The 15,500-nt window shown below is 31.3% G+C and carries 16 protein-coding genes; all 16 read right to left on the bottom strand.

The genetic code is table 11. The features are described from left to right. Positions 1-1,026 (bottom strand): hypothetical protein, encoded by a 1,026-nt coding sequence (locus tag CQA57_RS00600; protein WP_115578291.1) that lies wholly within the window; start codon positions 1,024-1,026, stop codon positions 1-3. Further along, positions 1,019-1,393 carry an ASCH domain-containing protein gene (locus tag CQA57_RS00595; protein ID WP_115578290.1) on the bottom strand — a complete coding sequence of 125 codons (375 nt, stop codon included), beginning with the start codon at positions 1,391-1,393 and terminating at the stop codon, positions 1,019-1,021. Before CQA57_RS00595 ends, CQA57_RS00600 begins: the two co-directional genes overlap by 8 nt. Then, positions 1,371-2,597, bottom strand: a complete 1,227-nt coding sequence (locus CQA57_RS00590; protein ID WP_115578289.1) for a GNAT family N-acetyltransferase — start codon at positions 2,595-2,597, stop codon at positions 1,371-1,373. The genes CQA57_RS00595 and CQA57_RS00590 overlap by 23 nt, the downstream gene beginning before the upstream one ends. Further along, positions 2,590-5,517: an Eco57I restriction-modification methylase domain-containing protein gene (locus CQA57_RS00585; RefSeq protein ID WP_115578288.1), complete on the bottom strand. Its 2,928-nt coding sequence runs from the start codon at positions 5,515-5,517 to the stop codon at positions 2,590-2,592. The genes CQA57_RS00590 and CQA57_RS00585 overlap by 8 nt, the downstream gene beginning before the upstream one ends. Continuing rightward, entirely contained in the window at positions 5,510-8,875 is a 3,366-nt protein-coding gene (locus CQA57_RS00580; RefSeq protein ID WP_115578287.1) for a helicase-related protein, read from the bottom strand. The genes CQA57_RS00585 and CQA57_RS00580 overlap by 8 nt, the downstream gene beginning before the upstream one ends. Positions 8,876-9,245: 370 nt before the next feature. Further along, positions 9,246-10,253 (bottom strand): glycosyltransferase family 4 protein, encoded by a 1,008-nt coding sequence (locus CQA57_RS00575; protein ID WP_115578286.1) that lies wholly within the window; start codon positions 10,251-10,253, stop codon positions 9,246-9,248. Next, complete coding sequence (locus CQA57_RS00570) at positions 10,243-11,202, bottom strand: type IV pilus twitching motility protein PilT (RefSeq protein WP_115578285.1); 960 nt, start codon at positions 11,200-11,202, stop codon at positions 10,243-10,245. Before CQA57_RS00570 ends, CQA57_RS00575 begins: the two co-directional genes overlap by 11 nt. A 1-nt stretch (position 11,203) precedes the next feature. Then, positions 11,204-11,554 (bottom strand): hypothetical protein, encoded by a 351-nt coding sequence (locus CQA57_RS00565; protein ID WP_115578284.1) that lies wholly within the window; start codon positions 11,552-11,554, stop codon positions 11,204-11,206. Beyond that, positions 11,555-11,953, bottom strand: coding sequence for a hypothetical protein (locus tag CQA57_RS00560; RefSeq protein WP_147288332.1), 399 nt, complete (start codon positions 11,951-11,953; stop codon positions 11,555-11,557). Next, positions 11,950-12,243, bottom strand: coding sequence for a hypothetical protein (locus CQA57_RS00555; protein ID WP_115578282.1), 294 nt, complete (start codon positions 12,241-12,243; stop codon positions 11,950-11,952). Before CQA57_RS00555 ends, CQA57_RS00560 begins: the two co-directional genes overlap by 4 nt. Next, the gene (locus CQA57_RS00550) at positions 12,230-12,799 is read right to left on the bottom strand and encodes a hypothetical protein (RefSeq protein WP_115578281.1); all 570 of its coding nucleotides are present in this window, start codon (positions 12,797-12,799) and stop codon (positions 12,230-12,232) included. Before CQA57_RS00550 ends, CQA57_RS00555 begins: the two co-directional genes overlap by 14 nt. Beyond that, positions 12,796-13,395, bottom strand: coding sequence for a hypothetical protein (locus CQA57_RS00545; protein ID WP_115578280.1), 600 nt, complete (start codon positions 13,393-13,395; stop codon positions 12,796-12,798). Before CQA57_RS00545 ends, CQA57_RS00550 begins: the two co-directional genes overlap by 4 nt. Before the next feature lie 115 nt (positions 13,396-13,510). After that, positions 13,511-13,711: a DUF4006 family protein gene (locus CQA57_RS00540; RefSeq protein WP_115578279.1), complete on the bottom strand. Its 201-nt coding sequence runs from the start codon at positions 13,709-13,711 to the stop codon at positions 13,511-13,513. Between the two features lie 9 nt (positions 13,712-13,720). Further along, positions 13,721-14,584 carry a cytochrome-c oxidase, cbb3-type subunit III gene (gene ccoP / locus CQA57_RS00535; protein WP_115578278.1) on the bottom strand — a complete coding sequence of 288 codons (864 nt, stop codon included), beginning with the start codon at positions 14,582-14,584 and terminating at the stop codon, positions 13,721-13,723. A gap of 12 nt (positions 14,585-14,596) precedes the next feature. Further along, a complete protein-coding gene (locus CQA57_RS00530; RefSeq protein WP_115578277.1) occupies positions 14,597-14,788 on the bottom strand; it encodes a cytochrome c oxidase, cbb3-type, CcoQ subunit in 192 nt (63 codons plus the stop codon). 18 nt (positions 14,789-14,806) lie between these two features. After that, entirely contained in the window at positions 14,807-15,490 is a 684-nt protein-coding gene (gene ccoO / locus CQA57_RS00525) for a cytochrome-c oxidase, cbb3-type subunit II (protein WP_115578276.1), read from the bottom strand. Between the last annotated feature and the right edge of the window lie 10 nt (positions 15,491-15,500).

Here is a 15,500-nt window from a genome sequence, read left to right as displayed (position 1 = left end):
TCACTTCTCCCATTTTGAATAAAAAAATATCACTATAACCACAAGCAAGATAGATGCTACTATTATACTACTCGTTATATTTTCTTCAGTCACATAATAAAAAAGAGTGTTTGTAATGAAAGCTAGAGTTATGATTGTTGAGCCTGTAAGAAAAGCTCCCCATTTATTATTTTCTGTTTCCAAAAATCTAAGAAAGAGCTTGAAATCCTTGAATTTTTCTCTCTCGTTTTTGTTTTGATTATCTTTGTCACTCAGTTTCCCCTCTTTCTTAAATTGATAGACAACAGCTTTTGAAATTTCATTCTTATTTACACATCCATCAAGATATGCTCCCCATACTTCGTAATCTTCAAGAACTCTAAAAGATCTTTTTTCTTGCATACTGTCAAGAATATCTACCCCCATATTACAAACCACAAAAGTGTTGACGCATTCGAATAAAACATTCTCAACTCTATTCTTATTGTCATTATTTTGTAGGTTCCTCAAATTTCTTTCATTATTTATATGGAAACCAATAGTTTTGATACTTCGTTTGATTGGATCTCCGATGAAACTAGAGCATTGTTGCTCTATAATCAAGTCGTCCATTTCAATATCAATAATTCTAAAGCGATAATAATTGCCTTCTTCTATTTCTTGGATTTTAATTGAGGGGAAATCTACATTTGTAATTTCTTGAAAAGAAATCAACTTGTTATTGAGCTCAAGAGTTCCATTGATATCTTTTAGTTCCTCATTAAATATTAGTTTAGTAAAATTTTTATTTTTATCCTTAAATAGGTGGCTTAAATCCTCAATTTTTGGTGCCTCACTTTTGTCGTTGTTATTTTCTTTTTGTGTGTATGGGAAAATAATTTGGAGAGTTTGTTGAGATGTTTTTTTATCAATTTTCTTTACCCAAATCCCCATCTCAAATGATATTTTCTTATGCTCCTTTTGAGATAAAAAGATATTGATATGAATCTCTAAAGCAACTTCGTCGGTTGATTTGATTGCTATTGATTCTCTTAAAAAACTACTCATGACAATACATAAATGACTGCGGTGCCACAAACCTTGGATTTTTTTGATAGGGGCATTGTGGTTCAGCATAGCGTGTGTATTCTTTTATCTTGATTGCGTATCCAATTTTTTTTCCTTGAAAATACTGCATATAAAATTCTTTTTTTACACCACTATTTCTATAGGTACTTTTCCAAAGATTGTTTGGCGTATCCTCAAGAATTTCGTCTATAAGAAATTCACCAATAATCTTTCCTACAGGTTTTGTCGCATAGACTCGTATTTTTTTTACATTTTTTTTGAAAATATTTTTTCGATATTCAAATTTTTTCTTTCCACTAAAGATTGCCTCAGCAAACTCAGGTTTAATAGACAACAATGCTGTCATTGATTTCTGCCTCCTGTATGATTTGATAGAACTGTTGAATATCTAGAGCCACAAAACCCCAATATGAAACATTTGGGATAATCTTTCTTAGTTTATCTAAAACAACTCTCTTATTAAAGGAGATATTATAAGTCATTTTGATAATATGGGGATATCTTTTTGTCTCATAATAATGTTTTAGTTCTTTAGTTGAGAAAATATTATATGGACTACAATATTTTATAAAATTCTCCTCATCCTCAAAGGAGTAAATGCTTCTATATTCTTCTACAACACAGAGTGATGTAGCAACACTTGAATAATTTGCTGAGGGAGCATCCTTATCCTTAGTGCGATATATGACAAGTAAATCCCCTCTTTTAAGAAATTGTGTATCCGAAATTGCCGAGAGATAAACTTTGTGGATACTATTTGATTCTGAGATATCACACAGAATTGAATCGGATTCTGTGTGAAGTTTAGAATCTGAAAACATTCGTGTATGATATTCGGGATATATGCTTAAAATATACTTTTTTGTCTCTCGTGTTGATACTGTAGGAAAGATAAAAGATAAATCATCAGGAAGTTCAAGGGATTTATAAAAATGAAAAAAGTGATCACATTTTGAACAACAGAGTTGAAAATTTAAATCTTGACGATATCTGCTAATGACATTTTTTTGAGAGATTGGGAGGTTGTTAAATTTCTTGGATAATAAAGGGCATTGCTCTAGTTTCCCACAAACCTCTGAAAATGTAAGCAAATCATTGTTTGAAATAATATGTTTAGTTAAAACTTTTTCATTACCCTTTTTGCCATATTCTACAAAACCATAGCGTTTTAAGATATCAATAAGAACGATGTGTTTATCGTAGGCTGTAACATATAAATCAAAGATGTTGTGAGATATTGCAAAATCAAAGGCACGTTTGATGAACCTTTGCCCAAGCTTTGTGCGTCTAGCCTCGATCTTGAACGTTCCGATTTTTACCCATCTTGTGGGATATAGAGGGGGGATTATATTTGTGTCAAGAGAGTTTTCAATTTTTAGATAGACAAAGCATACAAGTTTGTTTTCTTCATAAAGTACATAGGCCGATTCTTCTGCTTTGGCTTTTTTTTGATACCAAGTGTCAAATTCAGGATAATCCTCTCTCAGGCTATCAAAAAAAGAATCTCTTAGATTGATATCTGCAAATTTTTTGTATTTGATATTACTCATCCCTTCCCTCAATGATTGCGATTTCTTCAGGAGTGAGGGAGTAGAGGGTATAGACAAGATTGTCGATTTCTCTCTCTTGGGCTGAAGTGTCGGCTTTGGGGTTAGAATCTTTTAGGGCTAGAATCTTCTCTACCAAAGCAATGATTTTGTCTGCTGTGGCTTGATTGGATTCTGTGATTTTGGGGATGGGTAGTTGTCCTACACTTTCTGTATCAAAACCAAAAGCACCTCCTGACATATGTGTTGAAAAAAATCTTTTAGAATAAAAGTAGTCCATAACTCTAGAATTTAGGAGTCCAAGTAGAAATTTTTGATTGACTTTTGTGTTGTATATAATATTTACCTTACCTCCAAAAAAACCTTGGGGTGCAATACAAGCTCGAATATTTTTAGTCATTCTTGCCATAAAAACTAACTGATTGGACAAGAAAAGCTTTATCTTATCTTTTGTGTAATAATTGCTGATATTTTGAATATAAATATTTGATGAAAATTTGTATTTAAAGATATTAGAAGACTCTAAGATCTGGTAGGTATTTTTATCTTTATTTGTGCAAATATCTTGCCTAAAAGTCTTTGATAAAGCACAAAAAATATTGGCAATTTTAGCCAACCCAATTGTTGTGTTATTTTGAATTTTTTTTAACAAGGGATACAAAGAGAAGGGTAAATTTTCAATATTGATTTTTTGAAGCTTGATTGCAGAAAAATCCCACAAGTTTTTTATATCTTGTATTTCAAAAAATTCAATAAAGTCGCTTTTCTTGAAAAGATTGATACAAGCATATGTGTCGGCTTCTTTGAAAATTTTTAGGTTTGAAATATCTACAATCATTTTGACTTGAAGGTGATTATTGATAAAATTTCGTATTGGGAAATCTGTTGGTTTGCAAATGTAAGATATTGGGTTTATAAAGATAACTAAACCGTCTTCCTTTACAAATTGTTTTGATCTTTCAATAAAATAGACAAAAATACTACCCTTTTTCCCTTGTTGATAGACACATGATACTCTATTGAGTTTTTCTTTTGTTTTTTTGTCTATTTTTCTATAATCTCGATAGGGTGGATTTCCAATAACACAATCAAATTCTTTAACTTCAAACATTAGCTCACTATCAAAAAATCCTGCTACACTTTGAGGATTAAAAGGGTCATATTCTGCTAATGGAGAAAACTCATATTCTTTAGCGATAATTTTTTGAGCCTCTCTATACTTTTTTTGCAATGCTTCTTTATCTTGGCTTGCAAAATACTGCGTCATTACTTTTTTAATAGTGGTGTAGGCATCATGAATAAGAAGATTATCATTTTTTGGCATGGGGATGAGAGAATTTGCTGTGATAAATTTAAACTCAAGATTAGGAAGTGGGGTAATATGATTTTTATCCTCATCGCAAATAAGCGAGAGAAAACAACGCAATCTCGAAATTTCTGTTGCCATTGGCTGGATATCTACACCATAAATATTATTTTGGAGGATTGAAAGCTTTCTGATATAGGTAGGACTTTTATCTTTATTTTGCTCTTTAAATTCTTGTGATTGGAGAGTAAAAAAGGCTTTTGCTTGAGGGTCAAGAGCCTCTAAGATAGAGCAAATCTCCTGAAGCATTCCTATAGGAAAAGCTCCGCTTCCACAAGCTGGATCTAGGACTTTAAAATCTTGGAGAGAAGACATGATTTTTAGAATTTCTCCATGTCTAAAATTATGAGAGTAATCAAAAACAAGAGTTTTAAGCTTTGTTTCATCTAGATTTGTCTTGTCTTTTAGATGTTCTAAAATTGAGCTTTTTACCATATAGCTTACAATCTCTCTAGGTGTGTAATAACTCCCTGTTTTTTTTCTAAGACTACTAATATTATCGACTTTATTATCGGTAAAAAGAACAGAGAGAAGATTTTCAAATACCATTCCTAGCATTTCTGGGTCAAGCCCCACTTCTTGATCCAAAGGGGTAGATTCATCAATGGTAAAATGAAACTCATCTATCATTTCAAGAAACTCTCTTAAAATATCGTTTGGGATTTTGAGAGTATTGCGATATGCTAGTGCAAAAAAATCATCATCATGTGGAGCAAAAAGCCCTCCATTAAGATAAGGAATATCTTCCAAAATATTTTTGATTTCTAAATCAATTTCTCCATAATCTCTTTGGTTTTTTGGTGTATTTAAGACTTTAAAAAATAGAGATTCTAATACATCGTGATAATAGCTTGCTGATAAGCTTATATCCCAAACCTTTAATGGGATAACTTCTTTTTTTTCTAAAAACTTGCAAAATAGGATTCTAGAAAAAAGCCTCAATACAAAAGATCGCTTCTCTGGGCTATCTTTTTGCAAAGTCGGCAAACTAGTGTTTTCAATAAACTTAAGAAAAAATTGAGAGATTTTGGTAAAAAACTCTTTATTGAGAGTTTCTATTGCAAATGCTTCTTGTAAATCTTCTATACTTTTTGCATTCTTCAACTTTGGAAGATAAGATAAAGCCGTCCTTGTTTTTGCTCCTTTGCCTAAGATAAAGCTTTGGCGTTTGAGATTACTATGCTCTAATTTTCGATTTTTAAAATCTAGTGTAAGTAGGCTTAGTCTGAAATTGTCTTGATTTTCTTTTTCATAAAAGCAAGCTAAAATTGCGTTTGCATAAATATTTTTAGCAAATTCTTTTAGCTCTGTGTGTAGCCCAATCTTGGCTTTGATAGAAGATACTTCAAAGATATAAAAATGCAATTCTTTATCATCGATAGAAATTTTTTTTGCTATTGATGCGTAGCTTAAAATATGATTTGAATTATCTAGTGATATAGGTTTTATTTGATTTAATTTTTCTTTGTCTTTGCAAAAAATCTCCTCTACAAATTTTTTAAAATGCACTCCATTATCAAATGGATTTTGGACAAAATCTAATAAAGCTTTATTCATTTTCTATCCCTTTATAGCTGATTTGAATTTCTAGATCTGCTAAAAACATCTTAGTTTGATTTGCTTGCTTTAGCTTTTGCTCATCGTGCCTATTTTGATATTTTTCTATAATTGCACTCAAGTCTTTAGAATCTAAAATGCTTTTTATATCTTCTCTATCACATTTAGATTCTTTTATCACACATTGCAAAAACTCTTTTTGCTCACTAGATAAAGTAGAGCTTCTTATGGCAAAAATTGCTTCTTGCTCATCTGAAGTAAGTTTTTTTGATTCGCTAAAAATCGGAGGATTTATGATTTTTTGCATCTCCTCTTTGTGGAATTTTAAAAAGAGTTCTATGTCTTGATTGTGCTTTTTAGTATTCGTGCAAATATTAGTATTTTTGATTTGAGATTTCAAAAACTTTGCCATTTGTAAAAAAGTAATTTTTTCTGGTTCTCTTTGGGTGATTAGCCCCTCTCTTTTTTCTTTGATATGATAAAAATGATCATTATCAATCACTAGTTGTCTATGGGATTTTTCATAGATTTTTTGCTTAAAATAGATATAGCTATTTTGTGGTGCATAGACAATACATCTGCTTTTTTGTTTTAGCAATGCGATACGCTCAAACTCTTTGGGATTTTGCTCCAAGAGCTTTCTAATCTCTGAAAGATATTGCAATTCTTCATTGATTTCATCATCTTCTGTCTTTTTTGCTCCAAAACCATCAGTATTAACATCTTCAAGATCACTAAAAATCATAGAATCTTCGCCTAGTGTATAGTGAAAACTTTGGAGTTTTTGAAATATCTGTTCGCTAAGTTTTAAAATCCTATCACCTAAGTAGCTTGGCAAAAAGTTGTAAATATAAATTTCTTTATGCTTTGTGCCTACGCGATTAATCCTCCCTGATCTTTGCATCAATCTTGTGGCATTCCAAGGGGCATCATAGTTGATTAGAATATTGGAGCGATGCATATTAACACCCTCTGCTAAAGTATCAGTAGAAATGAGTATTTGATATTCATCTTTTTGATCTTCATAGTTTGCATCAAAATTTTCTCTAATTTTCTCTTGATAATCATCACGATTTGAAGAATCTACTTGCAAGACCTTGCCCTTAAAAATCAAATCTAGTTTTTCTTTTAGATATTTTGCTGTTGTGGTTGCCTCTGTAAAAATCAAAATTTTTTTAGAATCAAAATCAAGAGGTATTACAAACTCCTGTTCTATCTTTTCTATTAGACATTTTAATTTTGAATCCTCAGTGATGGCTTCCCACTTCTGTTTTAAGTCTTTTAATATTTCTAAATCAGATTTTAAGTTTGAAAGATAGTCTTTAGCAAAATGTTCTATTTCTAAAAATATAAGTTTATGTTCATATTGCTCTAAAAACTTATTATAGCCTTCTTCATCATCACAATCCAATGCCTCATAATATGCCTCGAGATTACTAAAATTATCCTTTGGAATTGGCACTTGCTTATCTTTTTGAATCTTATCTATAAAAATCTCTAGAGTTTTGATCTGATTTCCTAGTGTTTCTTTAAAAGCTTGCATACTTGATTCAAAGCGTTTGAACATCAAAGATTTCATCAAGCCCTTTAGCCTGTCTGCTGTTTGCTCATAAAAATTTCCATCTTTTTTGCTATCAGTCTGTGATAGATACATTTCTTTACCTTGTGGTGTAAGATTTGGATAAATCAAATAGCGATAATATCCGTATTTTTTAGTGGAATTTTCTTCTTGCGTTATTAAATCTAGGGTTGCTTTTGTGAGTATCTCTACTTCCTTAGATAAAACATATTGCAATGTTTGAGGATTATTGAGTTTAGGAAAAATGATTTTATTTTTTGAATCTTGATTAAAAGATTTTTCTATATCTTTGCGTGTTCTTCTTATCATGATATATTTCAAAACACCTTCTCGCATTTTTTCAGACAATGCTTTTAGTCTTTGTTTTTGTTCTTGAATGAATGCTAAGTTTTTTTTATAGTCTTTGGACAATTCTTTTAATCGCTCTTTGATATCTTTATATTCTTTCTTGATTTCCCTAAAAAAGTCTTTTAGATTTTGTGTGCCAAAAGAAATGTTTGATGGAAACTGAAAAAGATTGATTTGATTTTCTATATCCTCTGGAGAATTATTTTGAGGAGTGGCTGAGAGAAGCATTATCTTTTTTGTAAATCTTTTGTTGTTATGGCAAATATTCTTAAGTGATTTGTAGCGTTTTGTTGATGAAGATTTAAAACGATGAGATTCATCAACAATAATAAGTTCAAAATCTTCTGGATTGATGATTTTTTCTAATGTATCTGGAGTAAAAATCTCAAAATGTTTAGCAACCCTTACGGCTTTAAAATGCTCTTCCCAACCCCTCTTAAGACTTGGGGGACATATAATAAGCACATAGCCTTGAAGCTTTATTTTTTGAGCAATGATTGTAGCAATCAGCGTTTTTCCCAATCCCACAACATCAGAGAGAAAGAAGCCGTTGTATTTTTCTAATTTATTGATTCCATCTGTCACTGCATCTACCTGATATTCAAAAGCCTTATATCCTGAAGGAAATAAAGATTCTACACTTCTATCAATTTGAATTCTATCTTTACCAAAATATTCAATCAGAAATTTATAATAAATATCTTTTGGTGTTAATAATTCAAGGCAAGAATTTTTTTTGATATTTTCTATATCTTTTTTGGTTATCTCTACACTTTGTTCCCATAATTGATTGAATTCATAAAGCGCGGTTTCTATATCTTCGGATTGATTAAGTTCTGCATTGAATTCATATTGTTTTATCAAACCATTTTCCGATAGATTGGAGCTTCCTACTATTAGCGATCCTGTATAAATACAAGATTGATCGTTATTAGTGCTATCAAGAACAGGTTCTTGACTAAAGATATAAAATTTTGCATGGACATTTTTATCCCTTACAATACGCATTTGTATCTTACCTTCACCAATAGCTTGAATAAGGGTATCCACAGAATCTTCTACTTGCTGTTGGGTCACATAAGTATCTTCTTGTATGTTTTGTATCTGAAAGTCTTCAAATACTTTTAGAAATCTACTCTTATCAACACTTTGAATATCGATATTTTCTTGATTAAGCTCTGCAATCAAACTATCAACATTTAGCCCTACAAGGATTCTAATCCTTTTAAAACTAAAAAAGCGTTTTTCAAGAAGAGTATATAAATGCAAAAAACCACTGATACGAAAATAACCTACCAAAAAATCAAGATTTACAATTGCCTGATTCCTTAAGATTGTTTCAAATTTATTTTTTAGTGTTTTTGGTTCTGTATTGTTATAAAACTTCGATTTATCAAGCATTGCTCTCGGCAAAGGAAACTGTCTATCCATAAATAACCTTAAGATAAAAATTGATTTTTTAAATCAAGATTCTATCAAAACGACTTTTTCAAAATCAAGCAAAAATAATTAAATATTTGATTTCTAGATATATTTAAATTTCAAATTAACACAAGAATGAAAATCTAGAATCTGACAAGCCTTATGAAGATTGTAACCTAGTCTAAGAAGTAGAATTTCTAAATCTTTTTGAAATTTTATATATAATTCAAGGCAATTTAGAGATCTTACTGCTATGAATAGCGGGTACTTCAAAAGAAGAAGATGCTCTAAATTCTCTTTTTAATTCTATCTCAAATCCTTTTTTACATACAGCAAGAAGTTAAATTTCCATTAGAAAATTATATAAGATAAAAACTCTCTAAAAATCCTTGTATTTAGCCTTTAAAAGGTTTTTTAACAACGCATAAACACAAAGATAAAAAACCATAAAACAAAGAGAAGCGATGATAAAATCATTTGCATTTTTTGCAAAATTTAGCACACAAAAAAGATAGATTCCATAAGCTAGCAAAATGATAAAGGTGCTAAGAGGATTATTTTTTGTAAGTTTAAAAAGTAGTGAGTGTAGGTGCAAGCCATCTGGTTGCATTGCTTTTTTTCCCTTTACCTTGCGTCTAAAAATAGAATAAAGCACTTCCCACACAGGATAAATCATCACACTAAGCCCAAACCAAGCACTTATCCCCTCATTGCTTAGCACTCCAAGCAAAAATCCAATCAATGCCCCTAAAAAATATGCTCCTCCATCACCCAAAAAAATCTTACCAAAAGGAAAATTCAAAATAAAAAATCCCAAAACTCCCATAAAAGCCAAAAGGCTAAAGATATAGACAAATCCTCCCATATCTTTGCTTATATAAGCAATACTTCCTAAAACTAGCAAAGCAATACCACTTGCTAGACCATTTAATCCATCAATGATATTTAGCGCATTACACACCCCCACAATCCCAAAAGCACTAAAGAGGATTCCAAGATAAAGAGGCAAAAAAACCAAAGGTTGCAAATCTTGTATCACTCCAAGATTTCCCCAAAACATCATCATCACACCAAGCAGTTGGATAACAAGACGCCTTGTGGGTTTCATCATTCCATATAAATCTTCCAAAAATCCACTGATAAAAACAATAAAAAGCCCTACCACTACAAAAAAGACACTCTGCTCATTAAAAAAGAAAAAATACCCTATGCAAAAAGCTAGAAATATACCAAGCCCTCCAAGTCTTGAAGTGTTTTTTTGGTGCATTTTTTGAGGGGAGGTGCTATAAATAGAATCTACCCCTATTCCAAGCCTATTTGCACCAAAAATACACAAAAAAGCAATAATAAAAGAAATGACGCTGATATAAATAAGACTATTTGGCATTTTCTTTCCTTTGCTTTGCAAGCTCTAAACTCTTTTGAAAGCTTACCATACCCTCAGCTTGTGAGAGAAAAATCTGATTTTGGATTTGGTGAAATTTTTGCTCTTTGATGAGATTTTTTATCGCACTATTTGCCAACAAAATCTCAAAAATAAAATCTTGATAATTCAATTTTTGCTGTGTGATGATAGCAAGAAGTGATTCTGCAATATCATCTAGTTTTTCTTTATCTGCGTTTAAAAGTCGCATTAAGGCATTGGTGCCATCTTTTGCGTGGATTGTAGCGATGAGTAAATGCCCTGTTTGTGCTGCTAAAAGTGCAGATAAAATCGCTTCTTTATCTCGCAACTCTCCTACAAAAATCACATCAGGATCTTGTCGCATTGCACTCAAGATGCCACTATGAAAATTTTGAGTGTCTCTACCTACTTCACGATAAGTAAAAATACTTTGCTTATTTTGATGAAAAAACTCTATAGGATCTTCAATGCAAATGATATGCTTTGAAAAATGCGTATTGATAAAATCAAGCAAAGCATTTGCACTGCTAGTCTTTCCACTACCAGTAGCCCCTGCAATAAGCAATAAGCCTTTTTTATCCAAAAGCTCCTTGATAGCAAAAAACTCTTGATAAGATAGTATTTCCCAAATCCTTTGAGGTAATACTCTAAAAATAAGTGCTGGGAGATTTTGAGACAAAAAAGCGTGGATTCTATAAAAATATTTTTGGGTTTTGATACTGATATCTTGCTCTATACCTTCATAGATTTTTTGCTCTTGGATTTTTGAAAAATGCGTATTAATAAAATGTTTTATAGTCTCTTGGCTTATTTCCTGTGCCTCAAAGAGTTTATCTTGGCTTTTTATAATAAGCCTTTGGTTACTATGGACATAAATATCACTTATGTTTTCTTGCTTTAAGCCCTCTAATATCTCTAATAAATCTTGCATTCTATTTCTTTATTCTCTTATTTGTAAAATTTCTTATTATATGCAAATTTCTAGGGTTTGTATGCAAAAGCACAATCTCTATACGATAAAAATCTTTTTCATCAAAGATTGTATAACTTGATTGAAAATCACCAAAAGTAATTGCATCTTCTTTGCAATAATCAAAATTGTATTTTTTAAGACAAGCTTTTGCTATTTCATAAGTGCTTTTAGCAAAAAACTCATTTTGCAAACTCCCATAAAAATTGCTACTAGAATCTAGGGTAGTTCCAAAATATCGCAGGCTTATCTGACTTGCAAATAAAATTGCCAAAAGCAAAAATAATGCATATATCATCGCATAAGCTCGCATTTAATCCCCATATCTTAAAAAGACTTTTTGCAAACATAAAGATTTTGCACAAAGAGTGATAAGCAAGTCATCTTTTATAGGAGTGATTTCAAAACTTTTTAGAGAATCTAAAAGCATTATGTCATCTAAAAATAGCGTTTGATTCTTTAGTGTGATTGAGTGATTTGAAGTATCATCAGTAAAATAAAGAGCATTGTCTTTTATGCTGATAGTTTTTGCATTTTCTAAAAAATGGCTGATTTGCAAAAGTGTGTTTTGAAGACTTATAGTCTGAATGCTTGTATTTTGTGCAAAAAGCTCTTTTTGTTTTAAATGCAAAAGCATTTTTGCACAAGTAATGCTAACAAGCCCTAAAACCACGATGCCAAAAACAAACTCAAGCAATGCAAAGGCTCTCATTTGCATTCTAAAATCTCATAACTTTGAAAAATAAAATCACTATTTTTTGCGTTTTGCAAAAGTATTGCATTGCATAGAAGTTTTTTTGTCTTAAGTTCTAGTTTTGTTTGTGAAATCTCTTGCTTTTGGATAAGGGCAAGCTGAGCTTTGGAAATATCTTTTAGATTCTTAGAGTTTATGGATAAAGTGTGATATTGCTTAGAAAAATCAAAAAACAAATGCAGTGCAAACATTATCACCAACAACGCCAAGATGAGTTCTAAAGCGATAAATGCTTTAGTTCTTGACAACAAAATCTCTTTGTAAATAAACTTTTGATTCTTTTTGATGATACAAGAAAGTAATTTCTAGGGTGATTTTCCATCTCCCTTGCTTTTGAGGTGCAAAATCAAATGACTTGAGATTTGCATCTTCTGCTAGCAAATCAAATTTGTTTTTATAATCGTTGTCATAATATCTTGTAGCAAAGACTTGATAATTTAAGATTTTTATTTCTTGATTTTTTGTTTTTGATACCAAAAAGAGATAAAGCTTGCTAGGAGTTTGCAAGAAAATATTTTGCTGTGTTTTTTCTATTTTTTTTGCCTTGATGAGATATGGGGGGATTAACTCATCTTGTAGTGTATATTTTTGATTGGCACTTAAATACACACTATAATTCTCTAAAAATACCTTACTATCTGATAAAAGCACATCGATATTTTTTTCTACATCGCGGTATTTTTGCATATAGGCATTGTCATTAGGATTTGGCTGTATTAAAGATATATACACCAAAGCCACCAAAAGCAAGACTCCAAAAACAATCACCAATAAAATACCAAAAGGCCAAAAAGTTTTTTTCATTTTTTTCTCCTTATGATATAAAACCACACAACAAAACAAATCATAACAAAAAGCATAATTTGCATTGTAAATCTTGCAGTTTGAGCTAGCAATTCCCCGCTTCTATCTACAATATTACTTAAGATTTTTACATCTTTCTTGTCTGCTATGGCATTGATAAGATGTGAATATCCATTAAGAATAATGGCTGAGATTCTACTCTGATCAAGACTATCTGTCCTTTTTATTGGCAAAAGCGGAACCATATAATCTTTATAGATAGTATCTACATCTACCAGATTCTTCATATCTTTGCTTAATAAAAAATCTATCTTTTTATCTTCTTTGAAAAAATAAATCAAAACATAAGGAGAATGCAAATCTTTTTGAATCTCATTGAGATAGCTTTGTCTTTGCTCTTTTGTGTGGCTTTGTTCTTTCAATGCCACATAAACAGAAATTTTTGTTTTTTGGAAAAATTCTGTGCCAATTGTATCAATAAGCTCTAATGTTTTTGGATTAAGCAATGCTTTATCACCTATTACAAAAACATTAGCAAATACAAAAAAAGGAAGGCAACAAAGTAATATTGCCAGCCTTTTAAATAGTGTTATCAAAAAAATTACACCATATGTAAGAACATATTAGGGATAAACAAAATCACCAAAGAAGCAACAATTGTCAAAACGATAAAAAAAGCTAAAATCTTCTCTAAAGCTGTAAATTTCATTTTTACTCCTTAATAAGTTTATAGTATTGAGTATTTTTAGTGTCCTTCATCTCAACTGCACTTCTATCAATACTATAATGATTTGTTGATTCTTTTTGTTGCACAAGAACACTCACATAACCCAAGCTAATTGCAAGACCTACGACTAAAACCACAGCAATAAGAAAGCCAAATAATCCATTAAGTCCAAATAATTTATTCATTGTTTCTCCTTACTCATCAAGTGGTTGCAAAGAATTGATAAAAGCATTTAATGCATCAATTTGCACATCATTAAAGTTTGCATAATCAAAAGAAGGCATTTTTCCAATATGTCCTTTTTTCCCTTTTGTTAAAACTTCTTTTAAAAATTCAGCTGTTCCATATTTCGTGAGATCAGCTGCCAATCCACCAGCACCCTTACCATCATCTCCATGACAAGAAGAACAAGTGCCACTCTCCCAAAGTGCCTTACCTTTTTTAATATCCAATCCATCAAACTTTGTATGATTATTAGAAATTTGAGACATTACATATTGAGATACAATTTTTGCATCTTGCGCACTCATTTCAACTGGAGGCATTTCACCAGCCATATATTCCAACCCTGCACTACCATGATGGATTGTATCTTCTATGCCTTGATATTTACCCCATCTTGTAAGATTTTGCGCCTTGCCATCTATACCCTCTGCATTCACTCCATGACATTGAGAACATTTCACCAAGAAGATTCCTTGACCCATTTTGATCATATCTTCTTGTGAGAGATTTTTCCATTTTTCTTCAAATTTTTGATTGTATTCTTTCATATCTTTGTTGTATTCTCCAAGTTGAGAATATGCATTGAGTGGATAACCAAAAAATATATACCAAAAACCCCAAATAATCAATACAATAAAACTCACTACCCAACCTATAGGAAGGTTATTTGTAAATTCTGCAATACCATCCCATTTATGATCTGTCAATTCTCCATCTGCTTTACTATCACGCATTTTTTTAATATAAAGAGATGTAACAAAAATTGTTAAAAATAAAATTACAATCGCTGCAATTAAAGACATTACATTGATATTATCACTCAACCAGCCCATCTATTCACTCCCTTATTTCATTCTTTTTTCTATTGGTTCATCTGTTAAATTATCTTTTAGTGCAAGATTAGCATAACGCTCATAATCCTGCTCACCACTTCTTTGACGCTTATACATACTAAATATATAACTATAAAGAAACACTACAAGCAAAATCGTGATAACAAAATAAGCAATGCCTTGCACAAATTCTAATTCAACCATTTTAAAACTCCAAGAATCTTATTTTGCTATTCTTTTTTGACCAAGGTGATTTAAATAAGCAATCAAGGCTACAATTTCTTTAACCTCACCTCTTTTGAAAGCTTCTTTAATCTCTTGATTTTTCATATCAGCCACAATACTCTCTGCTTCTTTCATAAAAAGCTCTTTTGCCTCATTGATATCACCAAGTGCTACGCCACCTTCAACATCATAAGGAACTCCAAAAATTTTCTTTTGAGTAAGTGCTTCTGCATAAGCAGTTTCAAAATCACTATCTTTTTTATAAAGATGTTTATATGCAGGCATAATAGAATCTGGAACTACACTCTCTGGCTCCCACATATGATTGTCATGCCAATCTGTACTTCTACTATCGCCAATTCTATGTAAATCAGGTCCTGTTCTTTTTGAACCCCACAAAAATGGTCTATCATAAGCATACTCACCACTTAAGCTATAAGCGCCATATCTATCTACCTCAGAAGGAAATGGTCTAATAAGCTGAGAATGGCAATTATAACAACCCTCTTTGATATATACCTGTCTTCCGGCAGTTTCTAAAATAGAATAAGGTTTTAATCCTTCAATAGGTCTTGCAGACTTTGCAAAGTCTGGCAAAACCTCAACAATCCCAGCAATTGAAAAAACTGCCAAGAAAGCTACTGTGAAAAAGAATGGATTTTTTTCTAACCAACTAAACATCATTTCCTCC

Origin of the sequence: Helicobacter anseris, from assembly GCF_003364335.1 — a bacterium.
Taxonomy (GTDB): Bacteria; Campylobacterota; Campylobacteria; order Campylobacterales; family Helicobacteraceae; genus Helicobacter_H; species Helicobacter_H anseris.
The sequence above is the reverse complement of the archived record's forward strand: the minus strand, read 5'-3'. Positions and strand labels throughout refer to the sequence as shown.

What these genes read in the sequence shown, in the direction of transcription:
- CQA57_RS00540 (WP_115578279.1), bottom strand. Translation starts at nt 13,711, where the DNA reads ATGAATAAATTATTTGGACTTAATGGATTATTTGGCTTTCTTATTGCT.
- CQA57_RS00600 (WP_115578291.1), bottom strand. Translation starts at nt 1,026, where the DNA reads ATGAGTAGTTTTTTAAGAGAATCAATAGCAATCAAATCAACCGACGAA.
- CQA57_RS00590 (WP_115578289.1), bottom strand. Translation starts at nt 2,597, where the DNA reads ATGAGTAATATCAAATACAAAAAATTTGCAGATATCAATCTAAGAGAT.
- CQA57_RS00530 (WP_115578277.1), bottom strand. Translation starts at nt 14,788, where the DNA reads ATGGTTGAATTAGAATTTGTGCAAGGCATTGCTTATTTTGTTATCACG.
- CQA57_RS00585 (WP_115578288.1), bottom strand. Translation starts at nt 5,517, where the DNA reads ATGAATAAAGCTTTATTAGATTTTGTCCAAAATCCATTTGATAATGGA.
- CQA57_RS00570 (WP_115578285.1), bottom strand. Translation starts at nt 11,202, where the DNA reads ATGCAAGATTTATTAGAGATATTAGAGGGCTTAAAGCAAGAAAACATA.
- CQA57_RS00580 (WP_115578287.1), bottom strand. Translation starts at nt 8,875, where the DNA reads ATGGATAGACAGTTTCCTTTGCCGAGAGCAATGCTTGATAAATCGAAG.
- CQA57_RS00575 (WP_115578286.1), bottom strand. Translation starts at nt 10,253, where the DNA reads ATGCCAAATAGTCTTATTTATATCAGCGTCATTTCTTTTATTATTGCT.
- CQA57_RS00565 (WP_115578284.1), bottom strand. Translation starts at nt 11,554, where the DNA reads ATGCGAGCTTATGCGATGATATATGCATTATTTTTGCTTTTGGCAATT.
- CQA57_RS00560 (WP_147288332.1), bottom strand. Translation starts at nt 11,953, where the DNA reads ATGAGAGCCTTTGCATTGCTTGAGTTTGTTTTTGGCATCGTGGTTTTA.
- ccoO (WP_115578276.1), bottom strand. Translation starts at nt 15,490, where the DNA reads ATGTTTAGTTGGTTAGAAAAAAATCCATTCTTTTTCACAGTAGCTTTC.
- CQA57_RS00550 (WP_115578281.1), bottom strand. Translation starts at nt 12,799, where the DNA reads ATGAAAAAAACTTTTTGGCCTTTTGGTATTTTATTGGTGATTGTTTTT.
- CQA57_RS00595 (WP_115578290.1), bottom strand. Translation starts at nt 1,393, where the DNA reads ATGACAGCATTGTTGTCTATTAAACCTGAGTTTGCTGAGGCAATCTTT.
- ccoP (WP_115578278.1), bottom strand. Translation starts at nt 14,584, where the DNA reads ATGGGCTGGTTGAGTGATAATATCAATGTAATGTCTTTAATTGCAGCG.